Source organism: Thiemannella venezuelensis, assembly GCF_014203605.1.
Classification (GTDB): domain Bacteria; phylum Actinomycetota; class Actinomycetes; order Streptosporangiales; family Streptosporangiaceae; genus Planomonospora_A; species Planomonospora_A venezuelensis.
The window spans coordinates 100,281-116,506 of the sequence record NZ_JACHJJ010000021.1; the positions used below are offsets into that span (position 1 = coordinate 100,281).

At 72.7% G+C, this 16,226-nt stretch carries 16 protein-coding genes; 7 read left to right on the forward strand and 9 right to left on the reverse strand.

The window, feature by feature from the left end:
- The first annotated feature begins 11 nt into the window (after positions 1-11).
- Positions 12-248: an HGxxPAAW family protein gene (locus tag FHS22_RS26740; protein WP_184946000.1), complete on the forward strand. Its 237-nt coding sequence runs from the start codon at positions 12-14 to the stop codon at positions 246-248.
- 36 nt (positions 249-284) lie between these two features.
- Here the strand turns inward: FHS22_RS26740 and FHS22_RS26745 are convergent, their stop codons facing one another.
- The 6 genes from FHS22_RS26745 to FHS22_RS26770 all read right to left on the reverse strand — a co-directional run bounded on the left by FHS22_RS26745 (position 285) and on the right by FHS22_RS26770 (position 6,014).
- A complete protein-coding gene (locus tag FHS22_RS26745; protein ID WP_184946001.1) occupies positions 285-629 on the reverse strand; it encodes an anti-sigma factor antagonist in 345 nt (114 codons plus the stop codon).
- Between the two features lie 193 nt (positions 630-822).
- Positions 823-1,734 (reverse strand): serine hydrolase, encoded by a 912-nt coding sequence (locus FHS22_RS26750; protein WP_260408326.1) that lies wholly within the window; start codon positions 1,732-1,734, stop codon positions 823-825.
- Positions 1,735-1,778: 44 nt separating this feature from the next.
- On the reverse strand, positions 1,779-3,380 hold the full coding sequence (locus FHS22_RS26755) for a histidine kinase N-terminal 7TM domain-containing diguanylate cyclase (protein WP_184946003.1): 1,602 nt from the start codon (positions 3,378-3,380) through the stop codon (positions 1,779-1,781).
- Positions 3,381-3,605: 225 nt separating this feature from the next.
- A complete protein-coding gene (locus FHS22_RS26760) occupies positions 3,606-4,766 on the reverse strand; it encodes a cation:proton antiporter (RefSeq protein ID WP_184946004.1) in 1,161 nt (386 codons plus the stop codon).
- An 8-nt stretch (positions 4,767-4,774) separates the two neighbouring features.
- Positions 4,775-5,284, reverse strand: a complete 510-nt coding sequence (locus tag FHS22_RS26765) for a cation:proton antiporter regulatory subunit (RefSeq protein ID WP_221474149.1) — start codon at positions 5,282-5,284, stop codon at positions 4,775-4,777.
- A 121-nt stretch (positions 5,285-5,405) separates the two neighbouring features.
- Entirely contained in the window at positions 5,406-6,014 is a 609-nt protein-coding gene (locus FHS22_RS26770) for a hypothetical protein (RefSeq protein ID WP_184946006.1), read from the reverse strand.
- A gap of 34 nt (positions 6,015-6,048) precedes the next feature.
- Between FHS22_RS26770 and FHS22_RS26775 the strand changes: the two genes are divergently transcribed.
- The 5 genes from FHS22_RS26775 to FHS22_RS26795 all read left to right on the forward strand — a co-directional run bounded on the left by FHS22_RS26775 (position 6,049) and on the right by FHS22_RS26795 (position 9,369).
- Entirely contained in the window at positions 6,049-6,429 is a 381-nt protein-coding gene (locus tag FHS22_RS26775; RefSeq protein WP_260408309.1) for a hypothetical protein, read from the forward strand.
- 31 nt (positions 6,430-6,460) lie between these two features.
- A complete protein-coding gene (locus FHS22_RS26780) occupies positions 6,461-6,802 on the forward strand; it encodes an ArsR/SmtB family transcription factor (RefSeq protein WP_184946008.1) in 342 nt (113 codons plus the stop codon).
- Positions 6,803-6,805: 3 nt separating this feature from the next.
- Positions 6,806-7,312, forward strand: a complete 507-nt coding sequence (locus FHS22_RS26785) for an SRPBCC family protein (RefSeq protein ID WP_184946010.1) — start codon at positions 6,806-6,808, stop codon at positions 7,310-7,312.
- On the forward strand, positions 7,312-7,932 hold the full coding sequence (locus FHS22_RS26790; protein ID WP_184946012.1) for a dihydrofolate reductase family protein: 621 nt from the start codon (positions 7,312-7,314) through the stop codon (positions 7,930-7,932). Before FHS22_RS26785 ends, FHS22_RS26790 begins: the two co-directional genes overlap by 1 nt.
- 255 nt (positions 7,933-8,187) lie before the next feature.
- Positions 8,188-9,369, forward strand: a complete 1,182-nt coding sequence (locus FHS22_RS26795; RefSeq protein WP_184946014.1) for a saccharopine dehydrogenase family protein — start codon at positions 8,188-8,190, stop codon at positions 9,367-9,369.
- 124 nt (positions 9,370-9,493) lie between these two features.
- Here FHS22_RS26795 and FHS22_RS26800 read toward each other — a convergent pair whose 3' ends face one another.
- Together FHS22_RS26800 and FHS22_RS26805 are read right to left on the reverse strand one after the other, a co-directional pair.
- Positions 9,494-12,715: a M28 family peptidase gene (locus FHS22_RS26800; RefSeq protein ID WP_184946016.1), complete on the reverse strand. Its 3,222-nt coding sequence runs from the start codon at positions 12,713-12,715 to the stop codon at positions 9,494-9,496.
- A gap of 210 nt (positions 12,716-12,925) precedes the next feature.
- Positions 12,926-13,888 carry a LysR substrate-binding domain-containing protein gene (locus FHS22_RS26805; RefSeq protein ID WP_184946018.1) on the reverse strand — a complete coding sequence of 321 codons (963 nt, stop codon included), beginning with the start codon at positions 13,886-13,888 and terminating at the stop codon, positions 12,926-12,928.
- 228 nt (positions 13,889-14,116) lie between these two features.
- On the opposite strand from FHS22_RS26805, the gene FHS22_RS26810 reads away from it, so the two are divergent.
- Positions 14,117-15,361: an arginine deiminase gene (locus FHS22_RS26810; RefSeq protein WP_184946020.1), complete on the forward strand. Its 1,245-nt coding sequence runs from the start codon at positions 14,117-14,119 to the stop codon at positions 15,359-15,361.
- A 30-nt stretch (positions 15,362-15,391) separates the two neighbouring features.
- Here FHS22_RS26810 and FHS22_RS26815 read toward each other — a convergent pair whose 3' ends face one another.
- Positions 15,392-15,991: a CBS domain-containing protein gene (locus FHS22_RS26815; RefSeq protein ID WP_184946022.1), complete on the reverse strand. Its 600-nt coding sequence runs from the start codon at positions 15,989-15,991 to the stop codon at positions 15,392-15,394.
- Positions 15,992-16,226: the final 235 nt, after the last annotated feature.

The following is a 16,226-nucleotide window of genomic DNA, read 5'->3' on the forward strand; positions in this document are numbered from 1 at the left end:
AGGGAGACGTCATGGCTGGAAGTCACGCAGGAAGCCCCAAGTCCTGGCTCGCGGTGATCGTCATCCTGGCGGGGTTCACGGTGGGCGGCGTGGCGCTGTGCCTCGGCCCCAACTGGCCGCTGGTCTGGGCTGGCGCGGGCATCGTCGCGGTCGGAGGGGTGATCGCCCTGCTGGTCGACATCTTCTCCGATGTGATCGTGGACGCGCCGCGCGTGCTGGGGGCCGAGAAGGTCCAGCGCAAGGGCTGAGCGCCGCCCCCGGGCCGGAAGCCGGGGACGCCGGGGTCAGGCCTCCCCCAGGGCCTCCTCCACCGTGGGGGAGACCTCGAAGGAGGGGCGGAGGCCGGTGATGGCCAGAATCCGCTCCAGGGTGCCGTGCACGCCGGTGAGGACCAGCCGCGTGCCCAGGGCACGGCTCCGCTGGAGACTCCAGATCAGCTCCGCGACCCCGGCGGAGTCGCAGAAGGTGAGCGCGGCGAGGTCGATGACGACCGTCGCCGGCGTCCCGGCCTCCCAGACCCTGGTCATCTCGCTGCGGAAGACGGGGGCATGGCCGTAGTCGAGCTCGCCGCTGGCGTGGACGACGAGCGTCGTGCCGTACACGTCGGATGAGACGGTGAAAAAGGGCATCCCATACTCCTCCGCCCGCGGGTGGCAGGGCGGGCTGCCTCTGTCCTACCAGGTCTGCCGGGCGGTCGACGCCCCGGGGCCGAAGCGATCGCGCACGGCGGCCGTCCCGCCCCTACGGCATGCCCGTCCCGCCCGTACGGCATGCGCCGGTTCGGACACCTTCCCGGGACCGGGACCGGGGCCGGGAGCCTTCTCAGGAGGCCACGCTGCGGTAGAGCTCCCCGGCGAGCCGGGTCGTCCGCTCGGTGGAGCGCTGCCAGCCGGTCCCCGCGGGATGGGCGGTGAGCAGGACCAGGATCCACCGCTCCCGGGGGCCGACCAGGCCGGTGGTGTGCAGCACCGGGCGGCCCAGGTCGGGGACGGGCCCGCCCGCCGCGGAGGCCGCGGGACCCGCCGCGGGGACGACCGCCGGGTCCACCGCCGGGCCCGGGGCGGAGGCGGCGGGGACCGGCCGGGCGGAGGCCGTACGGACGCAGCGGACCGGGGGTGTGGAGCCGTACCCGGACCAGCCCTGTTTGACCGCCCACGGGCCGGGGACCGCGCGCGGGATCCCGAAGAACTGGTCGAAGCCGTCCGAGCCGCACCGCCCGGCCCGGCGCAGGTGGCCGAGGATGAGCCCGCTCACCCCCGGGTCCGCGCGGTCGACCAGGTAGCGGTAGGCCCGCGTGACGTCCAGCGCGCTGAACGAGGTGTAACCCCAGAAGCCGGGCTTGTCGGCGGGCGGGGGAGCCGTGTCGGTCAGGCCCAGCCTCCGCGCCGTCCGGGTGATGATCCTCCCCTGGCCGCCCCGGTTCCAGAACGTGCTCGCGGCGTCGTCGTCGCTGACCCGCAGCATGATCTTGAGTAGGGCGCGGTCGCGCTCGGACGGGGCCGGGTGCGACTCCAGGTAGTCGATCGCGATCAGGATCTTCACCACGGAGGCGGACCGGAACCTCCGGTGCGCGGAGCGGTGCGCGACGATCCTGCCCGTCTGCCGGTCGAAGACCACGTATCCGGCGGCCGTCCCGGGCGGGACCCGCGGCTTGCCGGGGGCGGCCGCGGCGGCGGGCACCGGGGCGGCGGTCAGGGCGAGGACGGCGGCGGCCGGGACGGCGAGGAATCGCATCACCCGCCCATGCCTACCAGATCCGCCGCACCGGGGGCAGGGCGTCAGGCGGCCGCGGCGGACGGATCGGGCTCCGGCGCCAGCTCCACCCGGTTGCGCCCGGACCGTTTGGCCTCGTACAGCGCCTCGTCGGCCGCGTGCAGCAGCTCCCCCGGATTCTGCCCGGCGGCCAGGGCCGCCACCCCCGCGCTGAACGTCACCGACAGCGTGTGGCCTCCCGCCGGTACCCGCCCGGCCGTCACCCACCGCCGCATCTCGTCCACCCGGGCCAGGGCCTGCTCCCCGGTCGCGCCGGGGAGGACGACCACGAATTCCTCGCCGCCGTAGCGGGCCAGCACGTCGTTCTGCCGCACCCGGCCGCTCAGCAGCTTGGCGAAGCGCATCAGCACCTGGTCGCCCGCGCTGTGCCCGTAGCGGTCGTTGATCTGCTTGAAGTGGTCGATGTCCAGCAGCGCGACGCTCAGCGGCGTCCCCTCCGCCGCCGCCAGCTTCACCTCGCGCCCCAGCGACTCCATCAGGAAACGGCGGTTGTGCAGCCCGGTCAGCGTGTCGCGCACCGCCTGCTCGGCCAGGTCCGCCCGGAGCGCCTCGATGGTGCGCACCTGCTCGCGCAGCTGCGCGTTGCTCTCCTGCAGCTCCCGGCGCTGCGCGTTGAGCGTGGTCACGTCCCGGGTGACCAGGGCCCAGCCCACGTGCTCGCCCCGGTCGTTGCGCAGCGCGCTGACCCGCACGTTCAGTTCCACCGGGTGCCCGTGGGCGTCGGTCACGGCGGTATCGGTCTCCACGCCGTCGTCGAGCGGAAGCTCGCCCAGGATGCCGGTGATCGGCAGCCCCGCCGACCGGGCGGGCAGGTCCGGCGCGAGCGTCCTGAGCATGCGCTCGGCCGCCGGATTGAGGTCCAGGATCCGGCCGGAGCAGTCGATCGCCAGCACCATGTCGCTGATCATGTCGAAGAGATGGGCGCGCTCCACCGGGACCAGCTCGGGCAGCGAGCGGTGGACCAGGGCCCGGTACCCCACGATCACGGTGACGCAGAACCCGAGCGGGGTCAGGTGCGGCCGGGTGAACCCCACCGTGCTCAGGACGCTGATCAGGAGCGGGGGGACGGTGCCGAGCAGGATGAGGCCGTACAGCTCGCGCTGGGAGCGCGGGCCCCGCAGCCACGCCCGCAGCAGCGCCGCCAGGCCGACGGCGAGCAGCGTGTAGCTGTAGGCGGTGTGCGCCCAGAACAGCGGGCCGGCGCCCGCCTGCGGACCGGCCGGGTCCGCGGGCGGGAAGAACCGGTGGTGCCAGGGATCGCTCGCCACCGCGGCCACGATGAGCGCCGGCTCGACCGCCAGCCACCGGGCCGTGCGGCGCGACAGCCGCCAGGTGCGGTCGAGTACGGCCTGCGAGAGGCAGAAGAAGCCCGCCGTGACGGCGCACACCGGCAGGAGCTTGGCCAGCAGCGCCGGCCGGGAGCCCTCGGGGACGCCGGCCGCGATCAGGAACGCGTCGACGGCGGCCCAGGCGGCGATGGCCGCCGCGACGGCCGCCAGCGCGCCGACCGCCGGGGCCGCCCCCCGCCGCCGCCACCCGACCACCGCCACGGCGGAGGCCGTGACCGTGGACATGAGGAAGAGCAGGATCAAGAGCGTGCTCTCCATCGCCTCTTCATCGCCTCTCTCCTGTGCCGTCGCGTGAACCGGGTCGTGGCACCAGCATCGGCACGATCACGGCCCGCCTGAGGGATCCGCGGCCCCGAGGAGACGGAATGTGCGCGATCCGGCACTCATCGTGATGCCGGTCCGCGGTCCCGCGGTGGCCTCCGGCGGCCCCGCACCCGCACCGAGGCGCCGCCGCGGGCGGCGGACCGGCGACGGCGGAGACCCTCAGGCGCGTTTGGCGATGGCCGTGATCCAGGGTTGGACCAGGCGGGCCGCCAGCGGGCCGAACGCGGCCAGGATCAGCACGTAGGCGGCGGCCAGCGGGCCCAGGTCCGGGTGGGCCCCGGCGGCCACCGCCAGTCCGGCGATCACGATGTTGAACTCGCCGCGGGGGATGAGCGCGATGCCGGCGCGGGCCCGGCCCGCGCGGCCGATGCCCGCCCGCCGGGCCGCGTACACACCGGTCAGCAGCTTGGTGACCATGCTGATCAGGGCGAGCGCCGCGGCCAGCCCGGCCACGGGCAGGATCTTCGCCGGATCGGTCTGCAGGCCGAAGAAGACGAAGAAGACCGCGGCGAACAGGTCGCGCAGCGGGGCCAGCAGCGCCTGCGCCTCGTGGGCCAGCTCCCCCGACAGGGCGATGCCGACCAGGAACGCGCCCACCGCGGCCGAGACCTGCAGATGCTGGGCGATCCCGGCGACCAGCAGCGCCAGTCCGACCACCTTCAGCAGCAGCACCTCGGAGTTGGGGCTGGACACGAACGCCTCGATGAACCGCCCGAAGCGCAGCGCCACCAGCAGCACCACGCTGACGGTGGCCAGCGCGATGCCCACGGTGAGCGCCCCGCCGGCGAAGCTCAGCCCCGCCAGCATCGCGGTCAGCACCGGCAGGTAGACCGCCATGGTCAGGTCCTCGAACACCAGCAGCGACAGCACCACCGGCGTCTCGCGGTTACCGATCCAGCCCAGGTCGGACAGGACCTTGGCGGTGATGCCGGAGGAGGTGGCGTAGGTGACGCCGGCCATGGCGACGGCGGCGACCGGCCCCCAGCCGAGCAGCAGCGCGCAGATCGCGCCGGGCGCGGCGTTGAGCACCAGGTCCACCAGGCCGGCGGCGGCGTTGCTCTTCAGGCTGGTCACCAGCTCGTCGGCGTTGTACTCCAGGCCGAGGGTGAGCAGCAGCAGGATGACGCCGAGCTCGGCGCCGGTGGCGATGAACTCCTCACTGGTGGCCAGGGGCACGATGCCGCCGGTGCCGAAGGCCAGTCCGGCGATCAGGTAGAGGGGGATGGGCGAGATGCCGGCGCGCAGCGCCAGCGCCCCGAGGATGCCGAGCCCGAGCAGGACCGCGCCGAACTCCAGGAACAGAATTGCCGTGTGGTGCACCCGCGGGCCTAACCGTGGGAGAAGATGTCGGCGACGGCGGCGGTGCTCTCCGGGCTGCCCACCACGACCACGACGTCGTCGCCGGCGAGCGTGAACTCCGGCCCCGGGCTGGCGACGACCTGGCCGGAGCGGACCACGGCCACGATGGAAGCGCCGGTGCGGGTGCGCACCCGCGCGTCGCCCATCGGGCGCCCGGCGTAGTGCGAGCCGGACGGGATCGGCAGCTGCAGGCTGACCAGCCCCTCCACGTCGCGGTGCAGGGCGTTGAGGCGCTGCACGATGCGCGGGGCGCCGAGCAGCTCGACCAGCGCGTCGGCCTCCTCGTCGTTCAGCTTCACCGTCTCGCAGGCCTGGTCGGGATCGTGGAGATCGTAGATGACCAGGTCGCGGCGTCCGGTGCGATGGGAGACGATCCCGATCCGCCGCCCGGCCCGCGTGGTGAACTCGTGCCGCAGCCCTATCCCGGGCAGCACCGTCTGCTCGACTTCCACCGCGCCGATCCTCCGCTCATGGTTCATGGGGGTGTTCCTCCCAGAACCTACCAAGCGGAGTGCCTGCCCGTTCGCCCCGGCGCCGTACCGGCTCCGGCCGGGGCCGGGACCCGCCGCGGGCGCCCCGGCCCGAGGGCCCACGGGGGTGTCAGCCGGTGCTCACCCGCGTGACGGCGGTCCTGGTGAAGCGGAACTCGCAGAACTTCTCCCGCAGCTTCTTCCTGCCGTGGTGCCGGGCGTACTCCGCCTCGTTCAGCGTCTCGAAACTGTTGAAGCCCAGCCTGGCCGTGGCCTTCCCCTTCGCATCGGAGGGCAGGCGGGCGGCCATGGCGATCCGCCCCTGGTGCGGCATCCGGCCGTGGGCGTCGCACCAGGTGCCGTCGGCGTACCGGTGGCACGGCAGGACGGCCAGGCGCTTGCCCGCCGTGTCGTAGAGCACCGCCCTGGCCGGGCCGCGCGCGCCCGCGGGGAACCTGCCCCCGACCCAGAACGCGCCCCAGTAGGGGGCGAAGGACGGGGTCCAGGTCTGGGAGTAGTCGACGACGTAGGTGACCTTGCCACCGGGACGGGCCGCGGGCGTGGCCCGGACCTTCACGGCGACGGCGATGAGCGGGTCGCGCTCGCATTCCACGGCGGCGGTACGGCAGGCGGCCGCGGAGTACGCGGCTCCGGGCGGGGCCGCCGCGGCCGGAGCGGCCGGGACGAGGGCCGTGGAGGTGAGGGCCAGACCTGTGGCGAGACCGAGAACGCGGCGCATGAGACCTCCTGGATTGCCGGGACCGCCAACGACCATGACGTACCGGAGCCCGGAACGGTTCACGGCCCGGCGGGCGCCGCGCATTGTGGCCGCCGGCTTCTCCGCCGGGAGTTTCGTGCCTCGCGCCATGTTCGAGGAGGCCCGGCAGGTCACCGTTCCGCTGCACGTCCTGCTGCAGTGGGACGACGAAGGCGACGACCGGCAGGCTGCCCTGGACCTGTTCGGCGCCTTCGGTTCCACGGAGAGGGCGCTGCACGCCAACATGGGCGGGCACACCGGCGTCCCGCAATTCGCAGGGAGGACGCGGACCGGTTCTTCACCCGGCATCCGAGCCGGCCGCCGACCATCCCGCCGTCAGGCCGGCAAAGGGTCGCGATCGCCGCCCGACAAGACCCGCCTGATTCCTCCGGCTTGACGCATACCCATATGGGCATATGATGGTGATCATGGCACGAGCAGCGACGACGTCCGACGTCTTCAACGCGATCGCCGAGCCGCAGCGCCGGGAGATCCTGGTGCTGCTGCGGGCGGGTGAGCGGCCGGTCACCGAGTTGGCCGGGGAGCTGGGGATGACTCAGCCGGGGGTGTCCAAACACCTGCGGGTGCTCCGGGAGGTCGGGCTGGTGCAGGACCGGAGGGCGGGCAAGCAGCGCCTGTACAGCCTTGACGCCCGCGGGCTGCGGCCGGTCCACGAGTGGACCGGCGGGTTCGAGCGGTTCTGGAACGAGAGCTTCGACCAGTTGGACGCATACGTGCAGGACCTGAAGCAGGCAAGGCGGGAGGAGTAGTTGATGAGCGCAATGGGACGGGAAGCGCCGGCGCAGTCCGCGACGGCCGACCGCGAGATCGTCATCTCCCGGGTCATCGACGCCCCACGAGAGCTGGTGTTCGAGGCGTTCACCGAGGTTCGGCATCTGTCTCGATGGTGGGGACCAGAGGGGTTCACCACCACCACGCAGTCGTTCGAGTTCCGTGTCGGCGGGGAGTGGGACTTCGTGATGCATGGACCGGACGGGACGGACTACGCCGAGTGGATCTTCTGGACCGAGATCGCCCCGCCGGAGCGGATCGCGCTGCTCCACGGTGAGTCCCGCGGTGACCCGAACGCCTTCGAGTCGGTCCTGACGTTCGAGCCCGATGGTACGGCGACCCGGATCGAGATGCGCACGGTGTTTCCCACCAGGGAACTGCGCGACGAGGCGGCCGAGAAGTACCACGCGATCGAGGGCGGCCGGCAGACCCTGAGCAACCTGGCCGCCTATGTCACCGGAATCGTTCGGAAGGGAGCGGAGGGCTGATGGCCGGGAAGGTGTTCTTCAGCGTGTCGATGTCGTTGGACGGGTTCATCGCACCCGAGTCCTCCGAGGATTTGATGGGGCGGCAGTGGATGGAACTGCAGCGGTGGATCTTCCCGCAGCGGTTCTTCCGGGAGAACCTGAAGCTCGGCGGGGGCGGTGAGGAGGGGCGCGACAACGACATCGTGCGGGAGACGTTCGAGCGCACCGGCGCGAGCGTGATGGGCAAGCGCATGTTCGACGCCGGCGAGCAGATGTGGCCGGAGGAGGCGCCGTTCCACACGCCGGTGTTCGTCGTGACGCACGAGAAGCGTGACCCCTGGGAGCGGCCGGGCGGGACCGTCTTCCACTTCATCAACGACGGCATCGAGTCCGCGCTAGAGCAGGCCCGCGAGGCCGCCGGCGACCGGGACGTCCGCATCGCGGGCGGCGGCGCGACGATCCTGGAGTACGTGAACGCCGGCCTGGTCGACGAGTTCTCGATCGCGCTGTCGCCCGTGCTGTTCGGCTCAGGAATCCGCCTGTTCGAGGGTGTGGCCGCGGGCCGCGTGGCGCTGGAGCCGGTCCGCGCGGAGTCCTCCCCGAGGGTGACGCACCTGACCTACGCCGTCCGGGAGCGGTAGGCGCACGATCGACGGCGGACGCGAAGGAACGCCCGCGCGGTCGGCACGCAGACGGCTCCCCCGCTGGGGTGGCCAGCCCACCTACTGAATGGCGAGCCGGGAGGATCCGGTGCCGCCCTTCGGATAGCAGGGTGCTGGGAGTACCTCTCGACCTGCCGCACGTCATCGCCGCGGCGGCCTGAGAGGCGGTGGTTTACCGAACTATATTCGGGTGAGCGTGTACCAAGGATCCTCCGAGGAGGGAGACGCTCATCCATGCCTGACGACCGTCCGTACGACATCGTGCTGTTCGGCGCCACCGGGTTCACCGGCGCGCTCACCGCCGAGTACCTCGCCCGCAACGCGGGCCCCGGCACCCGCTGGGCGCTGGCCGGCCGGAACCGGGGCGGGCTCGAGGCCGTCAGGGAGCGGATCGGCCTGCCCGGCCTGCCCCTGCTGCACGCCGACGTGACCGATCCGGACTCCCTGGCCGGCCTCGCCCGGCAGACCCGGGTGGCCGCCACCACCGTGGGCCCCTATATCTCGTACGGCGAGCCGCTCGTCGCCGCCTGCGCCCGGGCGGGCACCCACTACGCCGACATCACCGGCGAGCCCGAGTTCGTCGACCTCATGTTCACCCGGCACCACGCGCGGGCGCGGGAGAGCGGCGCCAAGCTCGTGCACGCCTGCGGGTTCGACTCGATCCCGCACGACCTGGGCGTCTACTTCACCGTCACCCGGCTCCCCGAGGGCGTGCCGATCCGCGTCGACGGGTACGTCCGGGCGGGCGGCAGGCCGTCGGGCGGGACCGTGCACTCGGCCGTCACGGTCCTGGCCCGCGCCCGGCAGAGCGCGCAGGCCGGGCTCGCCCGGCGCAGGGCCGAGGAGCGCCCGGCGGGGCGCAGGGCGCGGGGCATGCCCGGGACGTTCCGCCACGTGGGCGGGTGGGCGCTGCCGCTGCCCACGATCGATCCGCAGATCGTGGGCCGCTCGGCCCGCGCGCTGGAGCGCTACGGCCCGGACTTCGCCTACCGGCACCACGTGGCGGTCCGGCGGCTGCCCGCCGCCCTCGGCCTGGCCGCCGGAGCCGGGGCGCTGGCGGCCCTGGCCCAGCTGCCGCCGGCCAGGTCGTGGCTGCTGGACCGCATCCGGCCCGGTGACGGGCCCACCCCCGAGCAGCGGGCCGCGAGCTGGTTCAAGGTCACCTTCGACGGGCGGGGCGGCGGCGAGCGGGTCGTCACCGAGGTCGCGGGCGGCGACCCCGGCTACGACGAGACCGCCAAGATGCTCGGAGAGTCGGCGCTCTGCCTGGCCTTCGACGACCTGCCGGAGGTCTCGGGCCAGGTGACCACCGCGGCGGCGATGGGCGAGGCGCTGATCGACCGCCTCCACCGGGCCGGGATCACCTTCCGGGTGCTGAGCGGGAGCGGAGCGGGGCCGGGCGGGGGGCGGGGCTGAGGAGAGGGGAGAGGCGGGGGAGAGGCGGGAGGAACGGTGCGGCGGGCGGCCATGCCCGCCCGCCGCACCGGCTCGCCGGCCGGACCCGCCCGGGGAAGGAGGTCCCGGGCGGGTCAGGCCCGGATCAGATCCGCTGCCAGAGCGCCGGGACGTTCGGCGGCTCCCAGCCGGGCAGCGAGGTGTGGGCCTGCAGGCACCGGTAGCGGACTCCGGCGTAGGTCACCGTGTCGCCCACCGCGTACGGCGTCCACTCCTTCCAGTCGGTCCCGCCCTGACCGCCGCCGACGGTGAGGGTGAAGGAGGCCGACCGGTCGGCGGCGGCGCCGTCCGCGCGCAGGGTGATCGGGTAGGTCCCGGCAGGGGTGCCCGCCGAGGTGGTGACCGTCACCGCGGAGGACTGGCCGGAGGTGATCGTCGCCGGACTGAAGCTCACGGTCGCGCCGGTGGGCGCGCCGCTCGCGGTCAGCGTGACGCTCTGGGGGTCGCCGGAGGTGACGGTGGTGCTCAGCGTCGCGCTCGCGGACTGGCCGGGCTCGACCGTGGCCGAGGCCGGGGTCACCGTGACCGAGTAGTCGTCCTCCGGCTCCTGGGTGCCGCCGACGGCGAGCTTCCACAGCACGTGGGCGGCGGCGTCGGCGTTGCGGTCGAGCGCGGTGGAGTTGACGTTGGCCGTGGTGTCGCAGGCGGAGTGGTAGCAGCGGTCGAAGGGCTGGCCCGCCGTCCCGCCCCACTTGGCCGCCTGGGCGGAGGTCTTGGTGTTCGAGGCGCCGGTGAAGACGCCGCCGACCCGCACGCCCGCGTTCTTGAAGGGGGCGTGGTCGCTGCGGCCGTCACCCTCGACCTCGATCTCGGTCGGGACGTTGATCGAGGTGTAGAACTCCTTGAAGTGGCCCTCGATCGTCCGGTCGTCGTCGTAGACGAAGTAGCCGGGGTTCGGGGAGGCGGTCATGTCGAAGTTGAGGTAAGCCTCGACCCCGGACGCCCCGCCGTTCTGGACGTAGTAGGTCGAACCGTTCAGGCCCGACTCCTCCGCGGCCCACCAGGCGAAACGAACGTGCTTGGTGAGCGCGGGGTTCCGGGCGGAGAGGGCGAGCGCGACCTCCAGCAGGGTGGACGAGCCCGAGCCGTTGTCGTTGATGCCGGGGCCGGACTGCACGCTGTCCAGGTGGGCGCCGAGCATCACCGTCTGCCCGGCCGGGCCGCCCGGCCAGTCGGCGATCAGGTTGGTGTGGGTCCGGCCGTTGAGGGTGAACGGCTGGGTCCTGGTCTGGAAGCCGGCCGCGTCCAGCCTGCCCTTGATGTAGTTCAGCGAGGCGGTGAAGCCCGCGCCGCCGGAGACCCGGGTGCCTCCGTTGGAGGTGGCGATCGACTGCAGCTGGTTCAGGTGCGCGGTGATGTTGGCGACCGGGATGTCCGGGGCGCCGGTGCCCGGCCCGCCGTCATCGCCGACGGTCAGGTTGAAGCCGAGCTGCTTGTCGGCGTCCGCGCCGTCGAGGGTGACCGTGACGGGGTGGGTGCCTTCCTGGGCGCCGGACGAGACGGTCAGGGTCAGCCGGGAGGTCTGTCCCGAGTTGATCGTCGCGGGGCTGAAGGAGGCGGTCACGCCCGCCGGCAGGGTGCCGGTCCGCAGCGTGATGGACTGAGCGTTCCCGCTGGTCACCGCGGTGCTGATGGTGGCGGTGGCGGACTGGCCCGGCTCCACGGTCGCGGAGGTCGGGTTGATCGAGGCCGAGTAGTCGTTGTTCTCGCCCGTCGGGGTGCAGGTCTCGTTCGAGCCCGCGGGCACGCGCACCGCGTTCCAGGCGGCCTTGACCGCCTCGAACTGGGCGCAGGTCGGGTCCAGCGTCCTGGCGGCGGCCAGCGTCTGGGCGCGCGACTGGGCGTGGGTCCGGTTGCCGCTGGTCTTCATGTTCAGGCCGGCGAGGTAGATCCGTCCGGCGTTCTGGATGCCGATGCCGGTCAGTGTCGACGGGCCGGCGCAGACGGTGCTGGACGGCTTGCCGGGCGGGTTGGTGCCCTCGGCCAGCAGGTAGAACCAGTGGTTCTGCGGGCCGGCCGCGGCGTGCACCTCGGTGTTGGGGATCGAGGAGCTGTAGCAGTTGGGGTCGCCGAGCGCGCCCGGGTTGTACATGTTGCGGATCGGGCCCTGCCCGACGAGGTCGACCTCCTCGCCGACCAGGTAGTCCGGCGGGTCGTTCGGGTTGTTGGCGTAGTGCTCCAGCAGGGCGCCGAAGATGTCGCCGGTCGACTCGTTCAGGCCGCCCGACTCGTTGCCGCCGCCCGCGCCGCCGGAGCCGGCGAACTGGAAGATCGCGTGGCCGTACTCGTGGCCGACCACGTCCATCGGGGTGGCCTGCCGGTTGTTGGCGCTGTTGTGCCCGAAGTTGGTGTAGGAACCGTTCCAGAAGGCGTTGACGTCGTTGAGGCCGACGCGGGCCGGGAAGCCGCCGCCCTCACCGGTGAAGCCCCGGTAGCCGAACCACTCCTGGAGCATGTCCCATTCCTTCTGCGCCGCCCAGAGGGCGTCGACGCAGGCGGTCTCCAGGTTGGTGCCCTGGCCGTTGCCCCAGGAGTCGGTGGACTTGGTGTAGGGCTGCCCGTTCTGGCCGCCGCACGCCAGGCCGGAGCGGGTGTTGTCCCGCATCGTGTAGGAGCCCGACGTCGTGATGTTCAGCCCGGGGCCGTTGTAGTGGCCGTGGCCGGTCCCGTAGCGGACCGCGTCCCAGGAGCTCAGCACCGAGGCGTTGAGGGCGTCGACGTAGACGTGCAGGGTGCTCGGGGCGCCCTTCTTGCTCTGGCCGGTGACGACCAGCTCCCAGGCCATCCGGGGCGTGTCGCCGAGGGCGTGCACGACCAGCGTGGGCGTGGTCACGCTCTCCACCGCGGCGAGCAGGGAGCGGGCCTTGCGGGCGGCCCGGTCCGCGGTGACCGTGGTCCTGGTGTCGAGCTTCAGCTCGGCGGTCTGGGCGGTGTCGACTCCGGCGACGGTGAGGCCCGCCTTGTCGGTGGCGACGACCACGTCGCCGCCGTAGACGGGCACTCCCTGGTAGGTGCGGGAGTAGGTGAGGAACTGCATGCCGCCGACCGAGGTCGTCTTCTCCAGGGAGAAGACGTCGTCCTCGCCCTTGGCGAGCTCTCCGGCCTCGACGACCAGCGTGCTCTCGGCGGTGGCGAGGGCGCGCTTGCGTTCTTCCTGGCCCGGGGGTGCGAAGGACGGCGGGTCGGTGAACGAGGCACCGGCGCCGGCCGGGGTCGCGGTGGCGCTTGTGGCGCCCGCGACCGAGGTGGTGGTCAGGGCGACGGCCGCCAGTACGGCGATCGTGCCCAGCCTGGCCTTGGGGTTCACTCGGGGTGACTCCTCTCGATGTCCCTTGGGGGGTTGAGGGATGCAAGGAGCCCTGGGGAGCCCGGACGGGCGCGCCGCACTGCGCGACGGCAGTGCCCGGCCGGGCGTTCCCCCGACGGTTCGGGCTGGACCAAAGCTGACATCGGGGGTGCCCGGCCGAGTACCCCACGAAATTCCATAACGCCGCGATATGTGGGGCCGCCGTGCGGGTCACGCCTGCGTGCGCAGGGGGCCGTGCCGGTCCAGCCAGGCGGCGTAGACGGGCGCCTGCCGTACCTCGGCCCAGTAGGCGGCGGTGACCGCCTCGACCAGGGCGGGGGCGTGGCGGGCCACCGGGCCCTGCGTGGTCCAGCCGAGCAGGTGCCGGAAGCGCAGCGGGGTCCCGGCGAGCGGGCGGATGGCGATCCCCGCGTAGCCCTTGCTGGTCGCCTGGAACATGCCCACGCACCGGCCCGAGGAGATCAGGTCGAGGGCGAGGCTGAGGTCGGCGGAGTAGGCGACCCGGGGTTCGAACCCGTGCCGGGCGCAGGCCGTCCAGAAGTGCTCGCGGTGGCCCGCCTCGGCCAGCGCGTGCATGCCCCAGTCCTCGCCGGCGAGGTCCGCCAGCTCGATCTCCTCCCGCCCGGCGAGGGGGTGGGAGGCGGCCAGCCCGACGAAGATCGGCTCGTCGGCGATGCCCGCGTAGGAGACGCCCGGCGGCGGGGAGAGCTCGTGGCCGGGGTAGTCGCCGAGGGTGGCGAGCTCCAGCCGTTCGGCCTCCAGGAGCCCGGGCAGCAGGTCCATGGCCTCCTCGGTGCGCGCGACGATGTCGGCCTCGGCGAACAGCTCGCTCAGGCACGTGATGACGGTGATCGCCAGATGGCTCGACATGCAGCCGACCCGGATCCTGGGCCGCTCGGCGGCCTGCCCGGCGTAGCGCATTCCGTCGCGCCGCAGCTCGTCGAAGGCGGGCAGCAGGGAACGGGCCCGGATCAGCACCCAGGAGCCGAGCTGGGTCGGTCTGGCGCCCTCGCGCCCGCGCTCGAACAGCGGCCCGCCGAACATTCGCTCGATGCGGCGCAGCTGCGCGGCGAGGGCGGGCTGGGACATCTTGAGGGCGACCGCCGCCCGGGAGATGCTGCCGGCCTCGGCGATGGCGCATATCGCTCGTAGATGACGAACTTCTAGATCCACACCGAGAGGCTAATAGTAAAGATTCTTTCCGATAAGGCCCAATTTTCCGCGCTCCGGTGGAGCGGGGCCTCCGGGCTCCCGGGAGGGGCGGGGTTAGGACCGGTGGGGGAGGGGAGGTGACCGTTGCGGCTGTGATCGTTTCCGGGGGCGCCCCGTCCGCATCCGGGCCAAGGCCCCGTGCGGTGAGTACGGGCCGAGGGAAGTCAGGCGAAGCATTGGAGGACTCCGATGAGGTTCCACGTCGACTCCGAGGTGGGCAGGCTCCACCAGGTCATCCTGCACAAGCCCGAGCTGTCGCTGAAGCGGCTGACCCCCTCCAACAAGGACGAGTTCCTCTTCGACGACGTGCTGTGGGTGCAGCGCGCGGTGGAGGAGCACGAGGAGTGGCAGCAGGTCCTGCGCGACCGCGGCGTCACGGTCCACATGCTCTCGGACCTGATCCGGACCACGGTCGACATCCCCGAGGCGCGCAAGCACGTCCTCGACGGCAGCGTCGACGAGCGCTGGTTCGGGCCGATGGCCACCGACGCCGTCCGCAACACCCTGGACGGCCTGGACGCCGCGACGCTGGCGCGCTTCCTGACCGGCGGCATCACCAAGCGGGAGATCATGGACCTGGGCTGCGAGCCCGAGAGCGTCGTCTTCCACGCGATGGGGGCCGACGGCTTCGTGCTGCCGCCGCTGCCCAACCACCTGTTCACCCGCGACACCTCCTGCTGGATCTACGACGGCGTCTCGATCAACGCGATGCGCAAGAAGGCCCGCCGGCGCGAGACGGTCAACTACGAGGCCGTCTACCGCTACCACCCGATGTTCGCCGCCGGCTACGACCGGCCGGGGGAGGACGGCTACCGCGTCTGGATGCCCGGCATGGCCGCCGCCCCGGCCACCATCGAGGGCGGGGACGTGCTGGTCATCGGGCGCGGCGCCGTACTGGTCGGGATGAGCGAGCGCACCCGGCCGCAGGCCGTGGAGATGCTGGCCTGCCGGTTGTTCGCCCAGGGGGCGGCCGAGCGGATCGTGGCGCTGAACCTGCCGAAGGCCCGGGCGTTCATGCACCTGGACACGGTCATGACGCAGGTCGACGTGGACGTCTTCACCAAGTTCGCCGGGCTGGGCATGCTGCCGTCCTACACGATCGAGCCCGGGGACAACGAGAAGGAACTCAAGATCACCGATCACGCGCCGGAGGACATGCACAAGGCCATCGCCCGGTCTCTCGGGCTGGACGACATCAGGGTGCTGACCGCGACCCAGGACGTCTACGCGGCCGAGCGCGAGCAGTGGGACGACGGCTGCAACGTGCTGGCGATCGAGCCCGGCGTGGTCGTCGCCTACGAGCGCAACACCACCACCAACAACCACCTGCGGGCCAACGGGGTGGAGGTCGTCACCATCCGCGGCAGCGAGCTCGGCCGCGGACGCGGCGGCCCGCGCTGCATGAGCTGCCCGATCGAGCGCGACGGCATCTGACCGCCGCGCGACCGCGGCTCCCGGCGGACCCTACCCGGCGGGATGCCTGACCCGGACGACACCGGGCACCGTCCGGGCCAGCAGGTCGGCGATCCGGTCGGCGTGCTCGCCGCAGTGGCCGTGCAGCTCCGCCACGCCGTCCCGGACGGAGACCTCCCAGGAGGGCCCGTCGGGGTAGTGCTCGCGCAGGGCGGCGAGCACGTCGGCGCGCAGGTCCTCGTCGGAGCGGGCCAGCACGGACAGCAGGTCGCGGCGGCTGACGATGCCCGCCAGGCGGCCGTGCTCGACCACCGGCACGCTCTTGACCCCCCTGCAGACCATGAGGTCGATCAGCTTCACCGCGTCGGTGGCCGGGGTCACCGTCACCACCTCGGCGGTCATGACCTCCTCGACCAGGAACGGCACGGGCTCGCCGTGCCCCAGCACGGCGCGGGCGCTCGCCCGGGGGTCGCGCTGGAACTCCCCGCGCAGCAGGTCCATCTCGCTGACGACGCCCACCAGGCGCCCGTCCCCGTCCAGCACGGGTGCGGCGGTGACCTCGGCCGCGTACAGCACCCGGACGGCCTGCCGCACCGGATCGGTACGGCGGACCGTGACCACCTCCTCGGTCATGACTTCGCGCACCAGCATGGCACGGCTCCTTCCGGCTCTCGCTCTGCCTGCCATCCCATCATCCACCGGGGCACGGCGCAGAGGACGAAGGTCCCCGGAGCGGATGACGACGGTCCCGGTGGACGACGGGGCGGTTTCGTCTCCCGCGGCACGCTCCGCTCGCGCAGGACGGGCCGTAAGGCCCTGCGCCCGGGGACCTTCGCCGCCTGTCGTGCTCCGGCCCGCCGAGGAAACCTGAACGAGAGGAGGCCGA

Coding starts and splice junctions, on each gene's coding strand:
- FHS22_RS26765 (WP_221474149.1), bottom strand. CDS start 5,284: ATGAACCATGAGCGGAGGATCGGCGCGGTGGAAGTCGAGCAGACGGTG.
- FHS22_RS26815 (WP_184946022.1), bottom strand. CDS start 15,991: ATGCTGGTGCGCGAAGTCATGACCGAGGAGGTGGTCACGGTCCGCCGT.
- FHS22_RS26810 (WP_184946020.1), top strand. CDS start 14,117: ATGAGGTTCCACGTCGACTCCGAGGTGGGCAGGCTCCACCAGGTCATC.
- FHS22_RS26795 (WP_184946014.1), top strand. CDS start 8,188: ATGCCTGACGACCGTCCGTACGACATCGTGCTGTTCGGCGCCACCGGG.
- FHS22_RS26740 (WP_184946000.1), top strand. CDS start 12: ATGGCTGGAAGTCACGCAGGAAGCCCCAAGTCCTGGCTCGCGGTGATC.
- FHS22_RS26750 (WP_260408326.1), bottom strand. CDS start 1,734: ATGCGATTCCTCGCCGTCCCGGCCGCCGCCGTCCTCGCCCTGACCGCC.
- FHS22_RS26755 (WP_184946003.1), bottom strand. CDS start 3,380: ATGGAGAGCACGCTCTTGATCCTGCTCTTCCTCATGTCCACGGTCACG.
- FHS22_RS26790 (WP_184946012.1), top strand. CDS start 7,312: ATGGCCGGGAAGGTGTTCTTCAGCGTGTCGATGTCGTTGGACGGGTTC.
- FHS22_RS26785 (WP_184946010.1), top strand. CDS start 6,806: ATGAGCGCAATGGGACGGGAAGCGCCGGCGCAGTCCGCGACGGCCGAC.
- FHS22_RS26780 (WP_184946008.1), top strand. CDS start 6,461: ATGGCACGAGCAGCGACGACGTCCGACGTCTTCAACGCGATCGCCGAG.
- FHS22_RS26770 (WP_184946006.1), bottom strand. CDS start 6,014: ATGCGCCGCGTTCTCGGTCTCGCCACAGGTCTGGCCCTCACCTCCACG.
- FHS22_RS26745 (WP_184946001.1), bottom strand. CDS start 629: ATGCCCTTTTTCACCGTCTCATCCGACGTGTACGGCACGACGCTCGTC.
- FHS22_RS26775 (WP_260408309.1), top strand. CDS start 6,049: ATGACGTACCGGAGCCCGGAACGGTTCACGGCCCGGCGGGCGCCGCGC.